The 20,800-nt window shown below is 58.9% G+C and carries 19 protein-coding genes; 10 read left to right on the top strand and 9 right to left on the bottom strand.

Annotated features, from left to right (window positions below):
- Positions 1 to 37: 37 nt before the first annotated feature.
- The 4 genes from QD357_RS11145 to QD357_RS11160 form a co-directional block, all read right to left on the bottom strand.
- The gene (locus QD357_RS11145) at positions 38 to 1,039 is read right to left on the bottom strand and encodes an acyltransferase family protein (protein WP_414124324.1); all 1,002 of its coding nucleotides are present in this window, start codon (positions 1,037 to 1,039) and stop codon (positions 38 to 40) included.
- Positions 1,036 to 2,328 carry an O-antigen ligase family protein gene (locus tag QD357_RS11150; RefSeq protein ID WP_183938199.1) on the bottom strand — a complete coding sequence of 431 codons (1,293 nt, stop codon included), beginning with the start codon at positions 2,326 to 2,328 and terminating at the stop codon, positions 1,036 to 1,038. The genes QD357_RS11145 and QD357_RS11150 overlap by 4 nt, the downstream gene beginning before the upstream one ends.
- A gap of 9 nt (positions 2,329 to 2,337) precedes the next feature.
- On the bottom strand, positions 2,338 to 3,546 hold the full coding sequence (locus tag QD357_RS11155) for a polysaccharide biosynthesis/export family protein (protein WP_414124339.1): 1,209 nt from the start codon (positions 3,544 to 3,546) through the stop codon (positions 2,338 to 2,340).
- A gap of 148 nt (positions 3,547 to 3,694) precedes the next feature.
- The gene (locus tag QD357_RS11160) at positions 3,695 to 4,375 is read right to left on the bottom strand and encodes a sugar transferase (protein ID WP_414124325.1); all 681 of its coding nucleotides are present in this window, start codon (positions 4,373 to 4,375) and stop codon (positions 3,695 to 3,697) included.
- A gap of 748 nt (positions 4,376 to 5,123) precedes the next feature.
- On the opposite strand from QD357_RS11160, the gene QD357_RS11165 reads away from it, so the two are divergent.
- Positions 5,124 to 5,414 carry an exopolysaccharide production repressor protein gene (locus QD357_RS11165; RefSeq protein WP_183938202.1) on the top strand — a complete coding sequence of 97 codons (291 nt, stop codon included), beginning with the start codon at positions 5,124 to 5,126 and terminating at the stop codon, positions 5,412 to 5,414.
- Between the two features lie 88 nt (positions 5,415 to 5,502).
- Positions 5,503 to 6,513: a glycosyltransferase gene (locus QD357_RS11170; RefSeq protein ID WP_183938203.1), complete on the top strand. Its 1,011-nt coding sequence runs from the start codon at positions 5,503 to 5,505 to the stop codon at positions 6,511 to 6,513.
- 12 nt (positions 6,514 to 6,525) lie between these two features.
- Here the strand turns inward: QD357_RS11170 and QD357_RS11175 are convergent, their stop codons facing one another.
- Entirely contained in the window at positions 6,526 to 7,470 is a 945-nt protein-coding gene (locus QD357_RS11175) for a polysaccharide pyruvyl transferase family protein (protein WP_414124326.1), read from the bottom strand.
- Between the two features lie 87 nt (positions 7,471 to 7,557).
- Entirely contained in the window at positions 7,558 to 8,517 is a 960-nt protein-coding gene (locus QD357_RS11180) for a glycosyltransferase family 2 protein (RefSeq protein ID WP_183938205.1), read from the bottom strand.
- A gap of 747 nt (positions 8,518 to 9,264) precedes the next feature.
- Between QD357_RS11180 and QD357_RS11185 the strand changes: the two genes are divergently transcribed.
- From QD357_RS11185 to QD357_RS11220, 8 genes are all read left to right on the top strand, one after another.
- Entirely contained in the window at positions 9,265 to 10,329 is a 1,065-nt protein-coding gene (locus QD357_RS11185) for an acyltransferase family protein (protein WP_414124328.1), read from the top strand.
- Positions 10,330 to 10,338: 9 nt separating this feature from the next.
- On the top strand, positions 10,339 to 11,142 hold the full coding sequence (locus QD357_RS11190) for a glycoside hydrolase family 16 protein (RefSeq protein ID WP_183938207.1): 804 nt from the start codon (positions 10,339 to 10,341) through the stop codon (positions 11,140 to 11,142).
- Positions 11,143 to 11,250: 108 nt separating this feature from the next.
- Positions 11,251 to 12,459: a glycosyl transferase family 1 gene (locus QD357_RS11195; RefSeq protein ID WP_183938208.1), complete on the top strand. Its 1,209-nt coding sequence runs from the start codon at positions 11,251 to 11,253 to the stop codon at positions 12,457 to 12,459.
- On the top strand, positions 12,456 to 13,454 hold the full coding sequence (locus tag QD357_RS11200) for a glycosyltransferase family 2 protein (RefSeq protein ID WP_414124329.1): 999 nt from the start codon (positions 12,456 to 12,458) through the stop codon (positions 13,452 to 13,454). Before QD357_RS11195 ends, QD357_RS11200 begins: the two co-directional genes overlap by 4 nt.
- Positions 13,451 to 14,392 carry a glycosyltransferase gene (locus tag QD357_RS11205; protein ID WP_414124330.1) on the top strand — a complete coding sequence of 314 codons (942 nt, stop codon included), beginning with the start codon at positions 13,451 to 13,453 and terminating at the stop codon, positions 14,390 to 14,392. Before QD357_RS11200 ends, QD357_RS11205 begins: the two co-directional genes overlap by 4 nt.
- Positions 14,389 to 15,441: a glycosyltransferase family 2 protein gene (locus QD357_RS11210; protein ID WP_183938211.1), complete on the top strand. Its 1,053-nt coding sequence runs from the start codon at positions 14,389 to 14,391 to the stop codon at positions 15,439 to 15,441. Before QD357_RS11205 ends, QD357_RS11210 begins: the two co-directional genes overlap by 4 nt.
- A gap of 4 nt (positions 15,442 to 15,445) precedes the next feature.
- Complete coding sequence (locus tag QD357_RS11215; protein WP_183938212.1) at positions 15,446 to 16,351, top strand: UTP--glucose-1-phosphate uridylyltransferase; 906 nt, start codon at positions 15,446 to 15,448, stop codon at positions 16,349 to 16,351.
- Positions 16,352 to 16,436: 85 nt separating this feature from the next.
- Positions 16,437 to 18,770 carry a polysaccharide biosynthesis tyrosine autokinase gene (locus QD357_RS11220; protein WP_183938213.1) on the top strand — a complete coding sequence of 778 codons (2,334 nt, stop codon included), beginning with the start codon at positions 16,437 to 16,439 and terminating at the stop codon, positions 18,768 to 18,770.
- Positions 18,771 to 18,872: 102 nt separating this feature from the next.
- Here the strand turns inward: QD357_RS11220 and QD357_RS11225 are convergent, their stop codons facing one another.
- From QD357_RS11225 to QD357_RS11235, 3 genes are all read right to left on the bottom strand, one after another.
- Entirely contained in the window at positions 18,873 to 19,760 is an 888-nt protein-coding gene (locus QD357_RS11225) for a DMT family transporter (protein WP_414124331.1), read from the bottom strand.
- Positions 19,761 to 19,887: 127 nt separating this feature from the next.
- Positions 19,888 to 20,448 (bottom strand): NADPH-dependent FMN reductase, encoded by a 561-nt coding sequence (locus QD357_RS11230; protein ID WP_414124332.1) that lies wholly within the window; start codon positions 20,446 to 20,448, stop codon positions 19,888 to 19,890.
- A 117-nt stretch (positions 20,449 to 20,565) separates the two neighbouring features.
- A partial coding sequence (locus QD357_RS11235; protein WP_414124333.1) for a MocE family 2Fe-2S type ferredoxin occupies positions 20,566 to 20,800 on the bottom strand: 235 nt, incomplete at its 5' end.

The following is a 20,800-nucleotide window of genomic DNA, read 5'->3' on the forward strand; positions in this document are numbered from 1 at the left end:
ATCCGACATTAGATCGAAACCAAGGTTTGATCATCGGTCACGCCGGAGATGGGCGTGACCTTTGCCAGCTCAAATTCCGCAACAGGTTCCGCAGCGGCTTTTCGACCGCTTCGTAGGCGCACACACCCAGCAAAGTGCCCGAGATGACGCTGAGGAATGTCGCGACGTCGTAGGGCATTTGCGTGGACGCAACCATCTTTATAACCACCGAGATCGCCAGCGTGTGCCAGAGATAGATCGAATAAGAGCTATTGCCGAGATAGGTGAGCAGCGGGATGTTCGGCAGCTTTCCGTTTCGTTCCAGCGATACCATACCAAGCACGAGTGCCACGGCGAGCGGTCCGCAGGTCAGTTCGTTGAAGTCGAGGCCGATGAGCTCAATGGCGGCAAAACCCGCCAACGCGGCGGCGACCAGGGCAAGGCCGAGACCGGCGCCCGGTATCTTCCCCGCTAGCCACAGCCGACCAAGGACTGCGCCGGCGACKAATTCCAGGATGATCGGGCGCGTATAAGTGAGCAGCAGGGAGGATTGCGGATTGAAAATGCTGCCGGCGATGACGAAGGCAAGGAAAATGCCGGCCATGCTCGCAAGCTGCAGACGGCGCGGCAACAACAAGGTCGCGGCGAAGATGACGTAGAAGAACATCTCGAAATCCAACGTCCAACCCTGCACGAGGACCGGCCAGATTTCGCCGCTGCTCGGCGAGCGCATCGGAATGAAAAACAGCGAGGCCAAGGTATGCATGGCCGTCAGCTTCATGTTCGGAAACAGGCCGGCGAGACCGCCTGCAACCATGATGCCGGTGACGATCCAGTAAGACGGCGCGATGCGCTGCACGCGATCGATCAAGAAGCGCATCGGCGTCACCGGACGGCGCTCGCTCATCGTCCACATGATGAAACCGCTGATGACGAAAAACACGTCGACGCCGGCTGCCCCGATGCGGAAATGGCTGCCGGTACGCTCTGCGGCGTGGAACAGGACCACGGCAAGAGCGGCAAAGCCGCGCAGATATTGAATGCCATAGAGGGTCTTCATCTGCTGATCCGCGGCTCCCAATTCATCGATGGCACAAACTCCATCCGATCGTCGGGAACAAGCGGAGCGGCCTTTGGCGCCCGCGTCTTCATCGTCAGCTTGCCCGCCGTGAAATAGAACAGGAACGAGCCGACATGGTATGGATTGAGGATGTCGATCTCGACGAAGGCGCGGATCAGAAGCAGCGTCGCAACGCCGAGTAGGACATAGGATTCATCATTTCTGATGTCGCTCAGGAACCGCTTGATATGGCCGATAACGGCGGTGAGCAGGATCGCAATGAGCAGGCAGACGCCGATCAGGCCGGTCTCGACGGTTGTTTCGATGAAGGTGTTGTGGAAATGGAAGCCAGCGCGGGAGGCGATGTAGAATTCGTCCCACAAGCGCTCCGGCTCCGAAAAGCCCTGGACCCAATAGGCTTGGTAGCCGACGCCGAAGAACGGATGCTGCCAGATCGCTTCGATGCCCTGTTGCCACAAATAGGTGCGACCCGTCAGTGTCGAGTCCTTGCCGAAGGCACCGAGGACGAGATCGACGCCACCGAAATTGATACCGGCGACAGCGACCGCCAAACCGGTTACGGCCAAAACTGCAAACAGCCTCTTCCGCTGCCGAGGCGACAGGAACAGGATGCCCCGCATGCCGATACTGAGCACGACGACCAATCCTGTGGTCAAAACCGAGGTCGCCGATTGCGAGGCGAGCAGGCAGTAGGCGGACAATAGGCCGGCAATACCACCGCCCAGCAGCCAGATGCGGCGCTCGCCGAGGATGAAGACGGCGGCGAAGGCGAAATAAATGCCAAGCGAGGCGTAGAAGCCGAGCTGGTTCTTCGAGTCGAAGGCGCCGACGAAGCTATAGGTGCCGTCGAGCGGGTCATAGGCGTAGTAGCCGAAGAGGATCGAATAGAGCAGCACGAGGCCCACGCCGGCAATACCGCCGCGCGTAAGTGTGCGGATATCCAGCGTGCGCATGGCGATCAGTGCGCAAATGATATGCGTCATGTACTGGATCGCAGCGCGGGCCGTAATGGATGGCACGGCAGACCAGAAGATCGACAGACAGGTGAACACGCCGAAGGCAAAGAGCCAGAGCTGCTTTTGATAGTTACCGAGCGTGCTTCGGTAGCCGATCAGGACCAGCGGAAACCAGAGGCCATAATAGGCAAGTATAGAGGCCTGCCCGAAGCGGGAGGAATAAGCGAAGACGAAGAAAGAGAGCGCAACCGCCACCATACCGTAGGTGGCGTTGCTCCCTGGACGAATAAAGGTCGATTTCGCGATCTGCATCGACCCTCCTTAACGCATGGCAAGCCCGGTGCTGACCTTGATGAGGTCGCCGGGCAGAACCTTGGTGTTCTCGTCGGCCTGAATTTCCTTCGTCTGGCCGTTGTCATCGCGCACGATGGTGTAGACGATGTTGACGTCCTGCCCATGGGCATCAACATTGCTGGCATCGGCCGATTGCGCGATTGCTTCCTGCATCAATGCCTGGCTCGTGGAGAGCTTGAGCTGCAGGGTTTCCAACTGGGTGTCTGTGTCCTGCATATCCTGCGCAAGCGAGTTTTGCCAATCGTTGCGCAGTGTCGTTTCATCCTGGTCGGCCTTGCTGATGCTCTGCTTGGCGTTCAGCGATGCCGTGTCGGTATCCAGCAAATTGGTCTCGACGTCGGAGGCGCGCTGTTCGGCCGAGATCCTGCGGGATGCAAGTTCCAACCCTCTTTCGGCGAGGCTCTCGACCTTGTCGCGGTCAGCCTTTGCGAGGTCAAGCTGGCGGCTCAGCGTATCGGTCTTCTTTCCGAGCGCCTCGACTTCGCTTTGCAGCAGCACTTTCAAGTCCGCCAGGGCCTGCAATTGCGTCTTCATGCGCTGACTGCGCGATTTCATCAGAGCGTCTTCGCTGGCGAGCAGGTCGGCCGATTGCGGCAATTTCTGCAGCTCCGGCGGAACATCGATCTGATCTTTACCGGCAAGCTCCGCCAGCAGGCGCGCCTTGCGTATCAGCAGGCGTCCACGCTCCGCCATCAGGACGACGGCATCGCCCTTGGCGTTGATGTAATCACGGGCAAAGCGCTGGCCGGCATCGGCACGGTGCAGGCCACCGCCGAGGCTGACTGCCTTGAGCACAGTGAGGCTGGGTACAAAAGGATACTGGCCCGGATTCTGAACCTCGCCACTGAGATAGATAGGCCGGAATTGCGAAAGCTCTACGGAAGCCGAAGGGCGATCGCGCAGGCCGAATTGTTTTTGCAGCCCAATGCCGATCGCTTCGGCAATCTCGTCGGTCGTCTTGCCGCTCGCCGGCATATCACCAATGAAGGGGATGGAAACCGCGCCGGACGGGCCGACCGTGTAATCACCCGAGATCATCGACCAGTCGCGGACGGAGCCCTCCGCGGTCTGCCATTCGGCAACGCGAATGTGCAGTTTGTCCATGACCCCCAGATGGTATCCAGGAAGACTATCGGCATGGGCGTTACCCGATACCATGCACAGGCTGAGAACCATAAGAGCTGCGCAACGAAAAGGTGTGGCCGTGCCAACGGACTTACCAGGAGACTGAATTTCAATCATGCAGGATCTTCCCTGTTATTGGATTGCAGCCCCGCAATGCGGGGAAACCGCAGGCATCTCCCTGCGGTATCTGCGTTCGCCATCAGTAGCTGCCGCGCGATAGGCAGACCGCAGGAATGGTTTTGGCGATGATGACCACGTCGCTGCTCAGAGACCAGTTCTTGACGTAGTGGGTGTCGAAGGCGACACGGCTGGCATAGGACACGTCGTTACGACCGCTCACCTGCCAGAGGCCCGTCAGGCCGGGGCGGGATTGGAGGTAGTAGATCGCAGCGTGTTCGTAGAGCTCCAGCTCGTCTTCGACGACAGGACGTGGGCCGACGACGCTCATTTCACCGCGAATGATATTGATGAGCTGCGGCAATTCGTCGAGGCTGAGTTTGCGAAGCACCGCGCCGACAAGGGTGACGCGGGGGTCGTCTTGCAGTTTGCGTGTTGCACGCCATTCTTCCATTGCTCTGGGATTGGCCTGGAGATAGGCCTTCAGAACCTTGTCGCCATCGACGACCATGGTACGGAACTTAAGGCAACGGAAGGTCTTGCCGTTATGTCCGATGCGGCGGTGTCCGTAAAACGCGGGACCCCGATCCGAAAGTTTTACCAGGAGCATAAGCATAAGGAAGATGGGGCTGATGAAAATCAGCGCCGTTAATGCAGTGGTGACGTCGAACGTCCTCTTCAGGAATCCACCTGTTGGCGGAAAGACGTCACGTTCCGGAGCGCTGAAAAAAGCCGATGTGGCCGATCTCGTCGCAGACTTCATAGAGATGACTCCATTCATGTTGGCGAATTGGTCGGAAATGTCTCGGTCGCCTAGTTAGGGCTATGCAGTGAGGAGTGTAGGTGGGGATTATGATTTTTTAAGCCAAATTTTTGTGGCAGTGCGAAATCGCAGCGGGGTTTTACCCCAGATGCATTAGAATTCCTAAGTTTAGATGTTTCTTATATAAATTTTATACTAAAGAATGTATTGTATAGACGGCTAAAAAATGCGCTTCTTACGTTACGTATGGCGGCCGGAGAGAATGTTAACGGCTATTAAGGCTAGTTTGTTCATCCCCTCTTGTCGGAATAGGCTTTGCTCGCTCTTGAGCGTTCATGCGCAATCTTGATTTTCCAAGGAAAATATTGCGCTGCAACACCATATTGCGACGCACATATTGGCAGTCGCGACGGCCGAACTTTGTAACAAAAGTTGATTGAATTGATTAAATTCCGAGGCAATCGCATGAGATAGCCATGATCATTAAAATTGTATGCATTCCTAAACGCGACAACTTTAATGCGAACTTTAAAAAAAGACAAAAGACATGGGCCGCAATTGCACGTATTATGGAGGAGTAGTTTTAACGGGTGATGCGCTAAAGTCATATTCGTTCGTAATCGTAATAGACCGCCTAGGTTTGGTTGAATCTAAAGGATTCATTAAATATATTTGGCTCGTGGGTCTATTTTGGGAGGCAAGACCTTGATCGCTCTTTTCCTTTTGACTGCGCGGAGGAGGTAACGTCATGTATGCACCACGCGTTTTCATCAGTATGGTCGGTGCTCTGGCCGTATTTGCCATCGCAACCTATTTCCTGACGCAATCTCTTTCGACCACTTTGATCGAAACGGTGATTTGCGCCGTGCTGCTGCAGATTGGTTACTTTATCGGTATTCTCTTCCTGGTGTGGAAGGAACGGAGCGCCAGAGCGGCGTTGCTGAATCAAGATGCGGCGGCAACGTCGTTGCGTGACGGCGACAAGGTCACCGGCCTGTCCGCTTCAAATCTCAATCGCTCTGAGCCTTTCAACCCCTAAGGTCGCCATCAGGCGCATCTTTTGACGCTCGTGTGGTTGCCGATGGCTGTCGCCGTCCTAAGTCTCCGGCAGAATAATGGAGGCTGACGTGACTGACAGTGCCGAAAACAATGTCTGTGTAATTATTGCCGCGAAGAATGCCAGCGACACCATTGGCCTTGCCGTCGCTTCCGCACTTCGCGAGCCCGAGGTGGCTGAAGTCGTCGTCATCGACGATGGCTCGACAGATAGCACCGCTGCCTCCGCCAACCTCGCCGACGACGGCAGCGGACGCCTGAGCATCCATGAGTTCGAGAAAAATCGTGGCCCGGCGGCAGCACGCAATCATGCGATCGAGGTTTCGCGCGCCCCCCTGATCAGCATCCTCGATGCCGACGATTTCTTTTTCCCGGGACGGTTCAGGCCGTTGCTCGCAGCCGATGATTGGGATTTCGTCGCCGACAACATCGCCTTCGTCAATGCCGATACGGTTCCCGACGCCGCTACGATGCTCGATCATTTCGATCCGAAGCCACGTTTCCTCGATCTGGTCGCTTTTGTCGAAGGCAATATTTCGAAGCGCGGCGTCCGACGCGGCGAGATCGGTTTCCTGAAGCCGCTGATGCGCCGATCGTTTTTGGACGCTCACGGCCTGCGCTACAACGAAGCTCTGCGTCTCGGTGAGGATTACGATCTCTATGTGCGGGCGCTTGCCAAGGCTGCACGCTACAAGGTCATTCATAGCTGCGGTTATGCCGCCGTGGTGCGCAGTAACTCGCTGAGCGGCCGGCACCGCACGGAAGATCTGCATCGGCTCTATGAAGCCGATCGGGCGATCCTCGCCGGCGGCGGTCTGTCTACGGCCGATGCGGCCGCCATCCGTCGCCATGAGCAGCATGTTCGCAGCCGCTACGAGCTACGGCGCTTTCTCGATATCAAGGGACAATCGGGCCTGGCTGCAGCAGCGTCTTACGCATTGGGCAACCCTACCGCCATTCCGGCCATTGCCGGCGGCATTCTCGCCGATAAGACGGAGCGTTTTCGCAAAGGCGGCAGTGCCCCGATTGCGCATTCGGGAACGAACGGCCTGCGCTATCTGCTACAGGCCGCTCCTGAATAATTCTTCCCGATATCAGAAGTAGTCGCGCTGCACGCCTCCGAGAACGTCGAAGAGGCGTTGCTTGCGGCCGGCCAATGCCGCGTCGGCACTCAGTTGCGGCTTGGCCTTGCTCGCCTGCCAAAGCGCCAGCGCCGAGGGCACGGCGAGCGCCTGTTTCGCCATCACTCGGAGACGGGTCTGCTCGGGGTCGGCGAGCACCACAGTACCCCCATGCCGGTGCTTCTCCAGCTCCTCGGTGGCCCGCTCGTCTCGTTGGAAACCGACACCCCAGAACCGGGCACCCTTGGCGATCGCTTCTGCGCGGGTGGAAACCGGAACGTGCTTTGGCGCATAGGTGACGCCGAGAGAGTGGGCCCAGTCGTTCCATTTGAAGCTGTTGATCGCTCGTGACGTGCTGACGGCGATCCACGGCACGCGGAAGGCGTCGGCAAGGATCGCGCCGTGCATGGACTCGGCGACGATCAGCTCGGACGTCGCGATCTCGCGGATGACTGCCTTGGCCTCGCCGCGCGGGTCGAGATAGGAGAGGCCGACAGTCTTGCAGATCTCCGGCCAAATCCCGGCCGCCGCCGACTCCCAATGCGGAACGAAGGTACGGCGATTGGTTTTCGGCAGGTTTTTGAATTCCGGCATTTCGGTCACCATCACTGCCGGGTCGACGATGCCCATGTCCGCTGGGAGGCCGACTTTTTCAGCCGTCAGGGGGCCGCGCACGCTGCGGATGTCCCACTTGGTCTTGTCGCCCATATTGGGAAGCGAGCCATAGCCGAAGCCGCTGCCGATCACGAGCTTATGGCCGTCGAGCGGCAGGATCAGGGTGTTGAGAACGGTGCCGACACCGACCAGCAGTGTTTCTTCGTGAACATCGCGCAGGCCGGGGAGCAGGAAATCCCAGAGCCAGAGATTAAGATCGTCACCGAAATTGCCATGGGTGGATTCCCAGTGGAACGGCTTCATGCAGGTCTCCTTGGTGTTTTAGATAGTAGCTGAACACACCTTGGCTCTTGAGGAATAGGCATGAACAACTTTGCTGCAGTGCGAAAACTAGGGCGCAAGCTTGCCCGCGGCAAGTTGCACCGCACTCTGCAATATTGCGGGGTCGCGCCAAGCCCATTTCGCCAACAGTCCAAGTTGCGGCAAGCGGCGGCGGCGCAACTGCTTTGCCTGGCTCCAAAGGGCCTGTTTGCGAGCGCGATTTTTGTAGGCGCGAATGGTCGCAATGTCCTGCGGCCGGCGCAAAAACCGCTGTTCCAGCGTGTTAAGCGCCGTCCAGGTGTTGAACTGCTGGCGCAGGAATTGCGGTGAATCATTGTCGATGCTGTGAAAGATATTGATGCCCTCGCCGCGCAGCGCGCCGGTATCTTCGCAAAGCAACACGCGTTTGGCAGCGAGCATGCAGTCGCAGAAAAACAGCACATCCTCCGCCGCCAGCCGCAAGGCGGCTTCGAAGCGGATTTTCTCGAATAGCGGCCGGCCGATCACCATGCAGGAGAGATGCAGAAAGCTCCAATCTTTGAGCATAACGCTGGCGATATCGGGAATTTCGATCAGGGACGGCGTTTGGGAGAGACGGGTCGCATCGACCGATTTCGCCAGTTCCGCCATACTGAAATGGTAGAAAAACTCCTCGCCGCCATCGATCGAGTCCCAATAGCAATCGGCATCGTGCCGCGTCAGGGCCTCGAAGGCGTTGCCGAGATGTTGCGGCGCCCATTCATCGTCAGAATCGAGGAAGGCGACGAAGCGGCTTGAAGCCGGCACATTGTCGAGGCCGGTATTGCGGGCGCCGCCCGGTCCTGCATTGGCCTGACGGATGACCCGAATTCGCGCGCGATCTTCATCGCTAAGTGACAGAAGCTCGTTTTCCGCCGGAAGCGGCGATTCATCGTCGACGATGAGAATATCGAAATCCTGAAACACTTGCTTCGATATTGACGTTAATGCCCGCTGCAGAATGCCTGTCTGCTTCTGGTAGAAGGGAATAACGATCGTAATTGACGCCATTTTCTCGCCTTTACGGTTTCAACAAAGAATTTCCGGCCCCCTTTCGCGGGGGCGCGGCTATGCGCTTTTCGACAATCTCCATCGCGGATTTTCGGCCGGTCCCAAGGGGACAGGCTGTCGCCGTGGCCTCAACAGTTAGGGCCCGTTCCGTTCCGAACAATGTCGGACGGCGCGTTTTCTCAAAGACAGTGCATCACCATCGTCAATATTCGGGGGCTGTCTCTCAGCAGCCGACGGATAATTGCCGCGTTCGTTACTGGCTGTCGAGCTTCTTTGCGCTCATAATCGGTGCCCACGCGTAAACACAATCAATAGGCGCGTTAGTCTATTCGTACTTTCTCAATTAAATTGCATTATCGCCCTATTTTGATCATGATTGATGACGGAATCTGCGGCAGTGCAAAAAAATCCTCGGCCGGTGGAAAAAAATTTGGTGCTGCCACAGCGTGTAATTCCCTGCCGCTTTCGGAATATTCCACCATCCTTAAAACCATTTAATACCAAATACCTATATCGGAATTAATCCGATTGAATTAGATGTTTCTCCATCTCTTTTGAGGGGTCGGCGAGGCCCTATACCCCGGTTTTTTGCTGCAGTGCCATATTTCCTTTCGGGAGAGCGCCCTAGCTTACGTCTGCGGGCTCTAGTCTGCTCTAGTTGAAACGGCTGCAAGGGGGGAGCGGTCTCAAAAAGGGGTGACAGATATCGTGGATGTGACTGCCAACGTGTCTTCACGGATCAATCTCATGCGCATAGTGCTCATCTCGGGCATCGTATTTGTACATATCCCGTTCGACACGGATTCCAGCCCATTCAACGGCGCCTATGGCCTCTTTGATTGGCTTCGAGTTTTCCTGCGCGACAGCTTGTTTCGCGTGGGAGTTCCCTGCCTGAGTGCCATTTCCGGCTATCTGCTTTTCCGTCACGGAGAGGCTTCGCTGGATTATGGCAAGACCATTCGCCGTAAGACAAGGACTGTCCTCCTGCCATTTCTGTTGTGGAACACCGCCTTCTTTCTGTTCGTGCTGCTCCTGCAGAACCGCGGCATCGGCGACGGCTATCTGCCGGACCTGACGAATGCCAGCCCGCGCACGCTCGCCACACTTCTGTTCGCCACAGAAGGTGCGCCGATTGATTTGCCGCTCTATTTCTTGCGCGATCTCTTCGTTTGCATCCTGATCTCGCCGCTGCTGGCCATGTTGATCCGTCGCTATCCGCTGCCGACGCTCACATTTTTGCTGCTGCTTGCGGCGTTGCCGGTATCGCTCGGGATCGTGCTTCGGAACTCCATCCTCTTCAGCTTCAGCTTCGGTATCTATCTCAGCCTTTATCGCATCAACCTGACGATCATCGACCGATACGCGGCTCCCATCGGCGCAGCCTTTCTCGCACTCACGGCTCTTTGGGCGACAGGGGCCTATGTGACCGCGCCGGAGCAGCCCGCGTGGCTCCAATTCAGCCGAGATGTGATGGTGCTTGCCGGTATTCCAGGTTTCTGGGCGCTTTCGGCGATCCTGATCAAGAACAGGCTCGCTCAGCGACTGGCAGCCACAGGCGGCTTGAGCTTTTGGATCTTCTGCGCCCACCACCCGGTGCTGTTGAGCCTCTGGATTCTGTGGAACCGCACAGGCGCGGATCTCTACCCCGTCTTCTACCTGCTGGCCGCCGCCATCACGCTGACGGTGCTGCCATTGACCAACGGCATGGCGCGCTCCGCCCTGCCCTCCTTCTACAATCTGCTGACCGGCAGCCGCATGCGGCCGCAGGCCGAAGCCCTGGCCGTCGGCGGCCGGCGGGCGACTTCCGAGTAAAGGTGACATATGACGAAACAGATCTTTGATACGCTAAGACCCAGCCTTGTTTCCTTTGCCCTTTTGAGCGCGGCCCTTATCCCTTGCGCGGCCCTCGCCCAGGAGGATCAGCCGAACGGCAAGTCTTTCGTCGACAAATTCGACAAGATCGACAGCGGCCGTTGGTATATCTCGGACGGCTGGAACAACGGCCCGCACCAGAATTGCACCTGGTCGAAGAAGCAGGTCAGTGTCGAAGGCGGCAGGCTGCAAATTAAATTCACCCAGGGCAAAACCGGCCAACGCGACTATGCCTGCGGCGAAATCCAGACGACCAAGACCTATGGCTACGGCACCTATGAGGCGCGTTATCGCACCGCGACCGGCCCCGGCCTCAATTCGGCTTTCTTCACCTATATCGGTCCGACCGACAAGAAGCCTCACGACGAGATCGATTTCGAAGTGCTGGGCAAGAACTCCGCACAGGTTCAGGTCAATCAATATATCGGTGCCAAAGGCGGCAATGAGAAACTCGTCCCGGTCGCCGGCAGCGCCGATCAGGGCTTTAACGACTATGCTTTCGTCTGGGAGAAGGATCGGCTTCGCTATTACCTGAACGGCAAGCTCGTTCAGGAAGTTACCGATCCGTCGAAGATTCCGACGCATGCCCAGAAGATTTTCTTCAGCCTCTGGGGCACGGACACGCTGAGCGGCTGGATGGGCAAGTTCGCCTACAGCGGCGGGCCGGCGACCATGCAGATCGAGCGCGTTGCCTTCACGGCGGCCGGTGACAAGTGCCAATTCCCGGAATCGATCGCCTGCAAGCTCAACTGAAACATTCCGGCCGCGAGGCGGATTTCGCGGCCGGAGCAAATGAACCCGATGCAACACGAACGAAACGAGGCGCCTGGCTTCCGGCCAGGCACGAAAGCGAAAGTTTTCATGCTGCATATTCTTTATTTCGTCCACGATCTCGCCGATCCTGCCATCCGCAGGCGCGTGCTGATGCTGCAGGCAGGTGGGGCGAAGGTAACGCTGGCGGGCTTTCGGCGCGATGACAACGCGTTGGCGGCCATTCACGGTGTCGAGCCGATCGAACTCGGCCGGACGCGCGACGCGCAGTTCGCGCAGCGTATCGCCGCCGTTGCCAAGTCCGCGATGCAACTGCGCGGATTGCTGCGCTCGGTCGAAAAGCCGGATGTGATCATCGGCCGCAATCTTGAAATGCTGGCCGTGGCCAAGCGCGCCAAATCCATCTTCGGCGGCGATATGCCTGTTGTCTACGAGTGCCTCGACATTCACCGGCTGCTGCTGCGCAATGATATCTTTGGCGGTGCTCTTCGTGGCGTTGAGCGTCATTTCGGCGCGGACGCGGCACTGCTGCTGACCAGCTCGCCGGCCTTCGTCGAGCATTATTTCCGCGCTCGCTCCGGCCTCGACCTGCCGATCGTCCTTCTCGAGAACAAGGTCCTGGCGCTCGACGGTATCGGCGCTGAGATCGTCAACGCTCCCAGACTGCCGGCGAACGGCGAACCCTGGAAGATCGGTTGGTTTGGCGCGCTTCGGTGCCGCAAGTCGCTGGAATTGCTCGCAGATTTTTCGTGCCGCATGGAAGGTCGCTTCGAGATCGTCTTGCGTGGCCGGCCGGCTCATTCGGAGTTCGATGATTTCGACGTCTTTGTACGCGATGCGCCTTTCATGCATTTCGGCGGTCCCTATAAAAACCCCGAGGACCTCGCTGCGATCTACGGTGAGGTGCAGTTCTCCTGGGCGATCGACTTCTTCGAAGAGGGACTGAATTCCAGTTGGCTGTTGCCGAACCGTCTCTATGAGGGCGGCCTGCATGGCGCCGTGCCGATCGCCGTCGATGGCACCGAGACCGCACGGTTCCTGGCAAAGCGGAAAATCGGGCTGACGCTCGACGAGCCGGATGCTGCGCGCCTCGTCGCTCTTCTGGGCGATATGAATGAGGAACGCTACCTCGCTGCGTTCAACGCCTTGGCCGCACAGGACCGCAGGCAGTGGATGACCGATCGCGCCGAATGCCGCGGATTGGTGCAGCGGCTGGCTTCCCTTACCCACGCCGGCGAGCAAACCGCCGAATTACAGACCGTCCCACAACTGCATCGCAATAGAGGTGGATTGCAATGAAGACCGGAATTCCCATGGATATGCGTTGCTTGATCGTTATCCCGTGCCTCAATGAGGAGAAGCATATCGAGCCGCTGATTGCCAAGCTCGGCCGTGCTCTGGACGAACTTGATGCCCGCATCGTGGTTGCCGATGGCGGCAGCACAGACAGAACCCGCGACATTGTCAGGGAGATCGCCGCAGTCGATCCGCGCATTCTCCTTCTCGACAATCCGAAGCGGCTGCAAAGTGCTGCGATCAACCTCGCGATCGAAACCCTGGGCAACGACTACGACTATCTCATCCGCATCGACGCCCATGGCGACTATCCGGACGACTACTGCCAGATACTGGCGCAGGAAGCGTCCGCCACCGGCGCGGATTCCGTTGTCGTTGCGATGCGCACCATGGGCTTCAGCGCCTTCCAGAAGGCGACGGCAGTGGCGCAGAATTCAAAGCTCGGCAATGGCGGCTCGAAGCATCGCGAAGGCGCCAAGGGGCATTGGGCCGATCACGGCCATCACGCTCTGATGCGCGTTGCTGCCTACCGCGCAGTCGGTGGCTACGACGAAGCCTTCAGCCATAACGAGGATGCTGAGCTCGACTATCGCCTGCGCAAAGCCGGCTATCGCATCTGGCTCACCGACAAGACGGCGATGACCTATTATCCGCGTTCCAGCGTTCCGACGCTTTTCCGGCAGTATCTCGGCTATGGCCGCGGCCGGGCGCGCAATATCCTCAAGCACCGCAGCATGCCGAGCGTCCGCCAGATGCTGCCGCTGGCCGTAGTGCCGATCTTCGTCGGCGCGTTTCTGGCGATCCTCAATTGGATCGCGGTCGTTCCGATCAGCCTTTGGGCTTTCGCCTGCGTGGCCTATGGCTTCTGGATCGCACTTGGCGAGCGGAATCCGTATGGACCTCTCGCCGCCATCTCGGCCATGGTCATGCATTTTGCTTGGTCGATGGGCTTCTGGATGGAAGTCTTCAGCTGCCGTGCACGCAAGGTGGTGTCATGACGCGGAACCCCGAGCGCCGATCCGTGAGGATCGATATCGCCGTCTGCACCTATCGTCGCGCCGAGCTGGACCAAACGCTGTTGTCGCTGGCGGTCTTGACCGTTCCGGCAGGCACTGCCGTCCGTATCATCGTTGCTGACAACGACGTGACGCCGAGTGCGCGCGACCGCGTCGAAGCCATCCGCTCGGCGGTGCCTTTCGAGATTGCCTATGTGCATTGCCCCGCTTCGAACATTTCGATCGCCCGCAACGCCTGCCTCGAGCACGCGACCGGTGATTTCGTGGCCTTTATCGACGACGACGAGACCGCGACCGAGGATTGGCTGACGGAACTACTGGTGACGGCGGACACGACCGGAGCCGACGCGGTTCTCGGCCCCGTGCGCGCCGTCTATCCGAACACCGCCCCCGGCTGGATGCGGCGTGGCGACTTCCATTCGACATTGCCGGTTTGGGTCTCCGGCAAGATCCGCACGGGTTATACCTGCAACGCACTGCTGCGGCGCAATGCACCGTCGCTTGCCGGCCGCCGCTTCAACATCGCGCTGGGGCGCAGCGGCGGCGAGGATACGGAATTTTTCGCCCACATGCATAGGGCGGGCGGAAGGATCGCCTTTGCCGAGGACGCCTTGGTTTACGAACCCGTGCCGAACGGACGGGCGACGGTTGCCTGGCTTTCGAAGCGGCGTTTTCGCATGGGGCAGACGCATGGACGAATGCTGTTGGAGCAGTCGGCGGGTCTCGGCTGGTGGAAGGCAATAGCGCTGGCCGGCGCCAAATCCGGCTATTGCTTTGCCGCCGCCGCACTTTCAGCCGCTTTCCCCGTATCGCGCCATCGCTACGGCCTACGCGGCATCATGCATGCCGGTGTCGTCAGCGGCCTGTTCGGTGTCCGCGAAATCGAACAATACGGAAGTTTGGAGAAAGCCCCGCAATGACGGATTTCATCCCTGATGTCAGTTTCGTCATCGCAGCCTACAACGCCGAGGACACGCTGGAGCGCGCCATTGACAGCGCGCTGGCGCAGGGTGCCGTCAGCATGGAGGTCATCGTCGTCGACGATTGCTCCAGCGACAACACCCCGCTCATTGCCGGCAATCATGCAGACCCGCGCGTTCGACTGGTCGCCATGCCCCGCAACGGCGGTCCCGCCGCCGCACGCAATGCCGGCCTCGACGCTGCCCGCGGCCGTTGGGTTGCCGTGCTCGATTCCGATGATGCGCTGCGCCCGGATCGCATGGCGCGGCTGATCGCACGAGCCGAAAAGGCTGCGGCCCAGATCGTTGTCGACAACCTCGATGTCATCAGAGGACAGGATGAGGCGGCGGGCACGATGTTTCCCGAAGCCGTACTGGCGCGCCTGCCGGTTCTGATGCTGGCGAAATTCATCTCCTCGAACATGATTTTCCGCTCCGAGCATAATTTCGGCTACATGAAGCCCATATTCGAGCGGGCCTTCATCGAGCAGCACCATCTGCGTTTCGACGAAGCTCTCAGGATCGGCGAGGACTATATTTTTCTCGCCTCCGCTCTGGCTAAAGGCGGCGTCTGCGCCGTCGAACCGACGGCCGGCTACCTCTATTACATTCGCGAAGGCTCGATCTCGCGGGTGTTGAAGCAGCAAGATGTCGAAGCGATGATCGCTGCCGACCGGAAGTTTTTTGCCGGACATCATTTCGGCGCCGCCGCTCTGGCCGCCCAGAGGCGACGGACGCGGAATCTGAAAGAAACACTGTCTTTCCTGATGCTTGTCGAAAGCATCAAGGACCGCGCCTTGTCGAACGCGCTGAAGATCGCCTGCCGCGATCCACTCGCGGTTCGTCATTTGCGCATGCCGATCGCAGCCCGCCTTCGTCGTCTTGCCGCCTCTCTTCGCGGCAGCAGTGAGGCAACCGTCCTAACGGGCGGCGGCGAAGTGGCTGCGGCATCTCCCATCTCCCCCTCCCTCCCCAGTTTGGGCGCAGGCCCTCACTCTAACAAAGGATAGAGCTATGGACCCTAAGCATCCTGTGAGAAAAGCAATCATCCCGGTTGCCGGCAATGGAACCCGTTTCCTGCCAGCCACGAAGGCAATGCCCAAGGAAATGCTGACGATMGTCGATCGTCCGGTGGTGCAATACGCCGTCGATGAGGCTATCGAAGCCGGCATCGAGCACATCGTCTTTGTCACCAGCCGCAACAAATCGGCAATCGAAGATCATTTCGACGACACGCCGGAGCTTATCTCCTCGCTTCACAGGGCGGGCAAGACAAAGCAGGTCTCCGAACTGGAGCGCCTCCTGCCGCGGGCCGGCTCGATCAGCTTCACCCGCCAGCAGGCCCCGCTCGGCCTCGGCCACGCGGTATGGTGTGCTCGCGACCTGATCGGCAATGAGCCGTTCGCGCTGCTGCTGCCCGACATGGTTTGCCACGGCCTGCGCGGCTGCATGGCCGGGCTGATGGAACTCTACGACGAAGTCGGCGGCAATATCGTTGCAGTCGAAGAGTGTGCGCCGGAAGAGACCTCGAAATACGGCATTATCGGCCGCGGAGCGCCGGTTCGGCACGGCTTCGGCGTGACCAAAATGGTTGAAAAGCCGCATCCGTCAGAGGCGCCTTCTAACTTTTACCTCAATGGGCGTTATATTCTCCAGCCCGAGATCTTCGATCTCTTGGCGCGGCAGGAACGCGGCGCCGGCAACGAGATCCAACTGACCGACGGCATGTTGCGCCTGTCTCAAACGCAGGACTTCCATGCCCAGGCCTACAGCGGACGGACTTTCGATTGCGGATCGAAGCAGGGCTTCATCGAGGCGAACGTCGCCTTCGCGCTGGCACGCGCGGACATTGGCGGCCTCGTCTATGACTCGATCCGGAGCTTGGTTCTCTCGCACGAAGCGCAGATGAGCGCAGCCTAAACCGCTTCACACTTTCGCCTGCGGCCCCGATGGCCGTAGGCGGGAGCCGTTATTCAATTCGGGCTTCTCCGACAAGGTGGTCGCCATGCATCAGAAGAATTTCACCTTCCACAGCGCTCTTCCAAAAGACGAGCAGGATGGTTTCATTGACCTAGACCGGCTGATGGCGGTCGTCACCCGTCGCATTCGCACTATCCTCGCCGGCGTTGCCATTTTCGTCGCGCTGGCGGTCGTCTATCTCTTGACCGCACCTTCGACCTATACGTCTGCGACGCAGATATTGCTCGACGAAACCATGACCAAATATGCGGAGGACCAGCCTCCGCAGGCCAGCAGCCAGCAGGCTGATATGGAAATCGCCAGCGCTGTCGAAATCCTGAAATCCAACGAAATGGCACTGCGCGTCGTCGATGCGGCTGGCCTCGTCAACAATGACGCGATCCTCAATCCGCCGCAGTCGCCGGCAGCGCTGCTCAAATCCGGCGTCAAGCTGATTGCCAGCGCCTTCAAGCCGGCGAAGCCGCCTTTGACGGCTGAAGAGGCGCGCGAGGCGCAACGTCAGCAAATCGCCGCGACATTGCAGGACGCTCTGAAGGTGGAGCGCGTCACCCGCAGTTCCGTCGTCTCCGTATCGTTCGGCTCGACCGATGCGCAATTGGCCGCCAAGGTCACCGCAGCTTATGCTGACGCCTATCTGACGGATCAGCTCAACGCCAATTTCGATGCGACCGAACGGGCATCCGTCTGGCTGCAGGAGCGGCTGAATGACCTGCGCGAGCGTTCGCAACAGGCTTCGCTCGACGTCGAAAAATACAAGGCCGACAATGGCTTGACCTCGACCGGCGGCGAGCTGATGTCGGAGCAACAGATTTCCGATCTCAATAAGCAATTGATCATCGCCCAGGCCGATACCGCCAGCGCCTCGGCGCGCTACTATCAATATAAGTCGATTATCGACCAGGGACCGGACAATGCGGTGAAAAACGCGACGATCTCGTCCAGCCAGACCGACAACACCGTGCTGCAGGATCTGAAGACACGCTATCTCAATGTGCAGAAGCGTGAGCAGGACGTGACGCAGAATTTTGGCGCGAGTCATCCCCAGGCCGTAGCGCTCAAGGCAGAGCGCGAGGACATCACGCGGCAAATTTATCAGGAACTMCAGCAACTGACGGCAAGCTACAAGAATGAGTTCGACGTCGCTCAATCGCGTGCGACGTCCCTGCGTAACAGCATCGAAGGTGTGGTCGGCAAGAATTCCGAGGCCAATAAATCCCTCGTGCAATTGAACGCGCTTAACCAAAAAGCGACAGCGCTGAAGACGCTCTACGAATCCTATCTCAGCCGTTATGAGGAGGCATCGCAGCAGCGCTCCTTCCCGATCGCCAAGGCGCGCGTCATCTCCGCCGCCGGCGTTCCGACCGCGCCGTCGAGCCCGAAAAAGACGCTCGTGCTGGCACTGTCGATCGTACTCGGCTTGATGGCCGGTGGTGCCTTTGCCGCGCTTCAGGAATTTCGTGACCGCTATTTCCGTGTCGAAGCCGATGTGCGAGCGGCGCTGGGACTTAAGTTCCTGGGTTATCTGCCGCTTCTCGGCCAAGGGTCGCTCGACAAGAAAAAGCTCCGCAAACAAAGAGCTGGGCCGGCAATGGCCGAAGAGGCCGAGAACGGTGTCGCCTTCGAACGGATCATGCGTGTTTCGGTCGAGGCCCCGCGCTCGATATTCGCCGAAACCCTGCGTAACGCCAAGCTTGCCAGCGATGTCATGCTGCAGGGACGAGATAACCGGGTGATTGGCGTCGTCTCGGCGCTTCCTGGCGAAGGCAAGTCGACGACGGCAGCCAATTTTGCTGCCCTGCTCGCAAGCAGCGGCAAGCGCACGCTGCTGATCGACGCCGACTTGCGCAATCCCGGTTTGAGCCGGATGCTGAAGTCTCCGCCGCAGACCGGCCTCATCGAAGCGGCTCTCGGCGAAGTGCCTTGGGCAAGTGCCGTGAGGGTCGATCCCCGCACCAAACTTGCCATTCTGCCAGTGGTACTTCGCGATCATCTGCTGCACACCAGCGAGCTCCTGTCTTCGCAGGGCATGCTGAACCTGATGGATAGCGCCCGAAAGATGTTCGACTATATCGTCGTCGACCTTGCGCCGCTGGCACCGGTCATCGACGCCAAGGCATTTGCGCCGCAGGTCGACGCCTTTCTGTTCGTTGCCGAATGGGGCGCGACGCCGACCAATCTCGTCAGGGATCTGCTGGAACAGGAGCCGCAGATCAACTCGCGCGTTCTCGGCGTCATCCTCAACAAGACGGACATGTCGGAACTGTCCCGCTACAGCGACTTCGGTGGCACGGAGCGCTATCGCGGGAAGTACACGAGCTACTACACCGAGGAACGGCCGAAGGCAGAGATCGACGCCTAAGAGCAATTCCAGGAAAAGTGCACAGCGGTTTTCCTGGAACTGAAAACAATAAGATAGAGCGGTTCTGCGCTTCCGTGAGGCATCGAATCGCTCTGAGGTTTCTTATGCTTTCGACGTCCTGGCACCGGCGCGTGCCAGGACGTGTTCGCGCCAGATCGTGAAGATGCCCGCAGCCACGACAATGACGGCGCCGATGATCGTGTAGGCGTTGAGGGTCTCGCCGAAGACCGCCACGCCGATGATCGCCGAGAAGACAAGCTGCAGATAGGTGAGCGGCTGGATCACCACCGCGTCGAGAAGGTCATAGGCGCGAATGAGGAAATAGTGGCTCGACATGCCGGTGAGGCAGAGCACGCCGAGGAAAGCCCAGTCATACGGCGCAACAGATACCCGGAAAAACGGTCCGATGCAGCTCATGGCAATCGCACCGACGACGCCGGTGTAGAAAAAGCTCGTCATGGCGGAGTCGTCCCGGCTGACATAGCGGGTGATGACGACATAAAGCGAAAACAGCAGGGCACCGCCAAGCGGCACTAGGAAGCGAATATCGAAAAAGCCGCTTTCCGGCTTCAGGATCAGCAGCACGCCGAGGAAGCCGATGCAGATTGCCAGCCAGCGCCGCCAGCCAACCTTTTCGCCAAGGATCGGCACGGACAGCAACGCCACCATCAAGGGTCCGGATGAGAAGATCGCCTGCGAGCGGGCAAGGCCGACAATGACGAAGGACGAGATGGCGACAACGATCTGCGAGGCGAGCAGCAGCCCACGAGCGACCTGCAGGCGCGGCCTTCTGGTGCGGATAGCGACGCGCAATCCGCCCGGAGAGCGTGACGCCAGCGCCACGGCAAAGAGCATGAAAGCCCAATAGCGGATCATCGCCACAAAGAGCGGCGGATAGGCACTCACCAGATGTTTTGAGATGCCGTCCTGTAGCGCGAATATGCTGATCGCCAACAGCGTGAAGACGTAACCGGCGGTATTGGATTTCATTTCGGCTCGAAGGAAGATGTGTGCAGCCCCGGAAGCGCGGGCCGACCCGACGCTGCCGATCACAATAGGCTATTCGCTMTTACAATCAAAGGCTTCGGCCTATGTCTCACTACACGAAATATATCGATCAGCTCTTTTGCGTACTTTCGACAAAGGCGGCGAAACCCTCGATGAAAGCAGCAAGATTTTGCTTCACTTTCTCGTCGACGATTTTACCTTCCGCGTCGAAAACGCTGCCAGCGCGCGAAACCATCAGCCGGCCGCCGAACCAGGGATTGGTGCCAAGCGTGCGCAACACCGGCAGCCAGGCGGTCTGGCTGAGGATCGTGCCGAAATTGCCGGGCGATGCGCMGAGAACGGCGACGGGTTTTGCCCGAAAGATTCGGGGGATATCGCTGGACGGCCGGCTCATCCAGTCGATCGCGTTCTTGAAGGCGCCGGGAAGCGAATTGTTGTATTCCGGCGTGAACAGGATCAGTCCATCGGACGCTGCGGCAAGCTCCTTGAGTTCGCTCACCGCCTCCGGAATCCCCTCGCCCTCCTCGAGATCACCGTCGTAAAGCGGGACGCCGTGGATGGTCCTTGCGATGAGCTCGACGCCCGGCGGCGAGAGTTCGACGGCGGCATGCAGCAGTGCCGTGTTGAAAGAGCCCTTGCGAAGGCTGCCTGATATGCCCAGAATTTTCATTGCGTTCCCCTTCAGTTGGATGGGGAGAAATTTATGGCTCGATGCAGTTCGTCAAGGGCTGATGACCAACTGAGCGAAGCGTGGGAAGCATTTCGGCAAGGCGGTATCGCTTTCCCCTCAGATTGCGATGAAGACGGTGCCGTTTTCGACCTTGACCGGATAGGTTTTGAGATTGACGCAGACCGGAGCGCCCTTGGCCTCGCCGGTCCTATAGTCGAAGCGGCCGTTGTGCTTGGGACATTCGATGATGTTGTCCATCACCAGCCCGTCGGCGAGATGGATCTGCTCGTGCGTGCAGAGGCCGTCGGTGGCAAAATAGTCGTCTTCCGGACTGCGGTAGATGGCGAAGGTC

Source organism: Rhizobium sp. BR 317, assembly GCF_047445835.1.
GTDB lineage: Bacteria > Pseudomonadota > Alphaproteobacteria > Rhizobiales > Rhizobiaceae > Rhizobium > Rhizobium paranaense.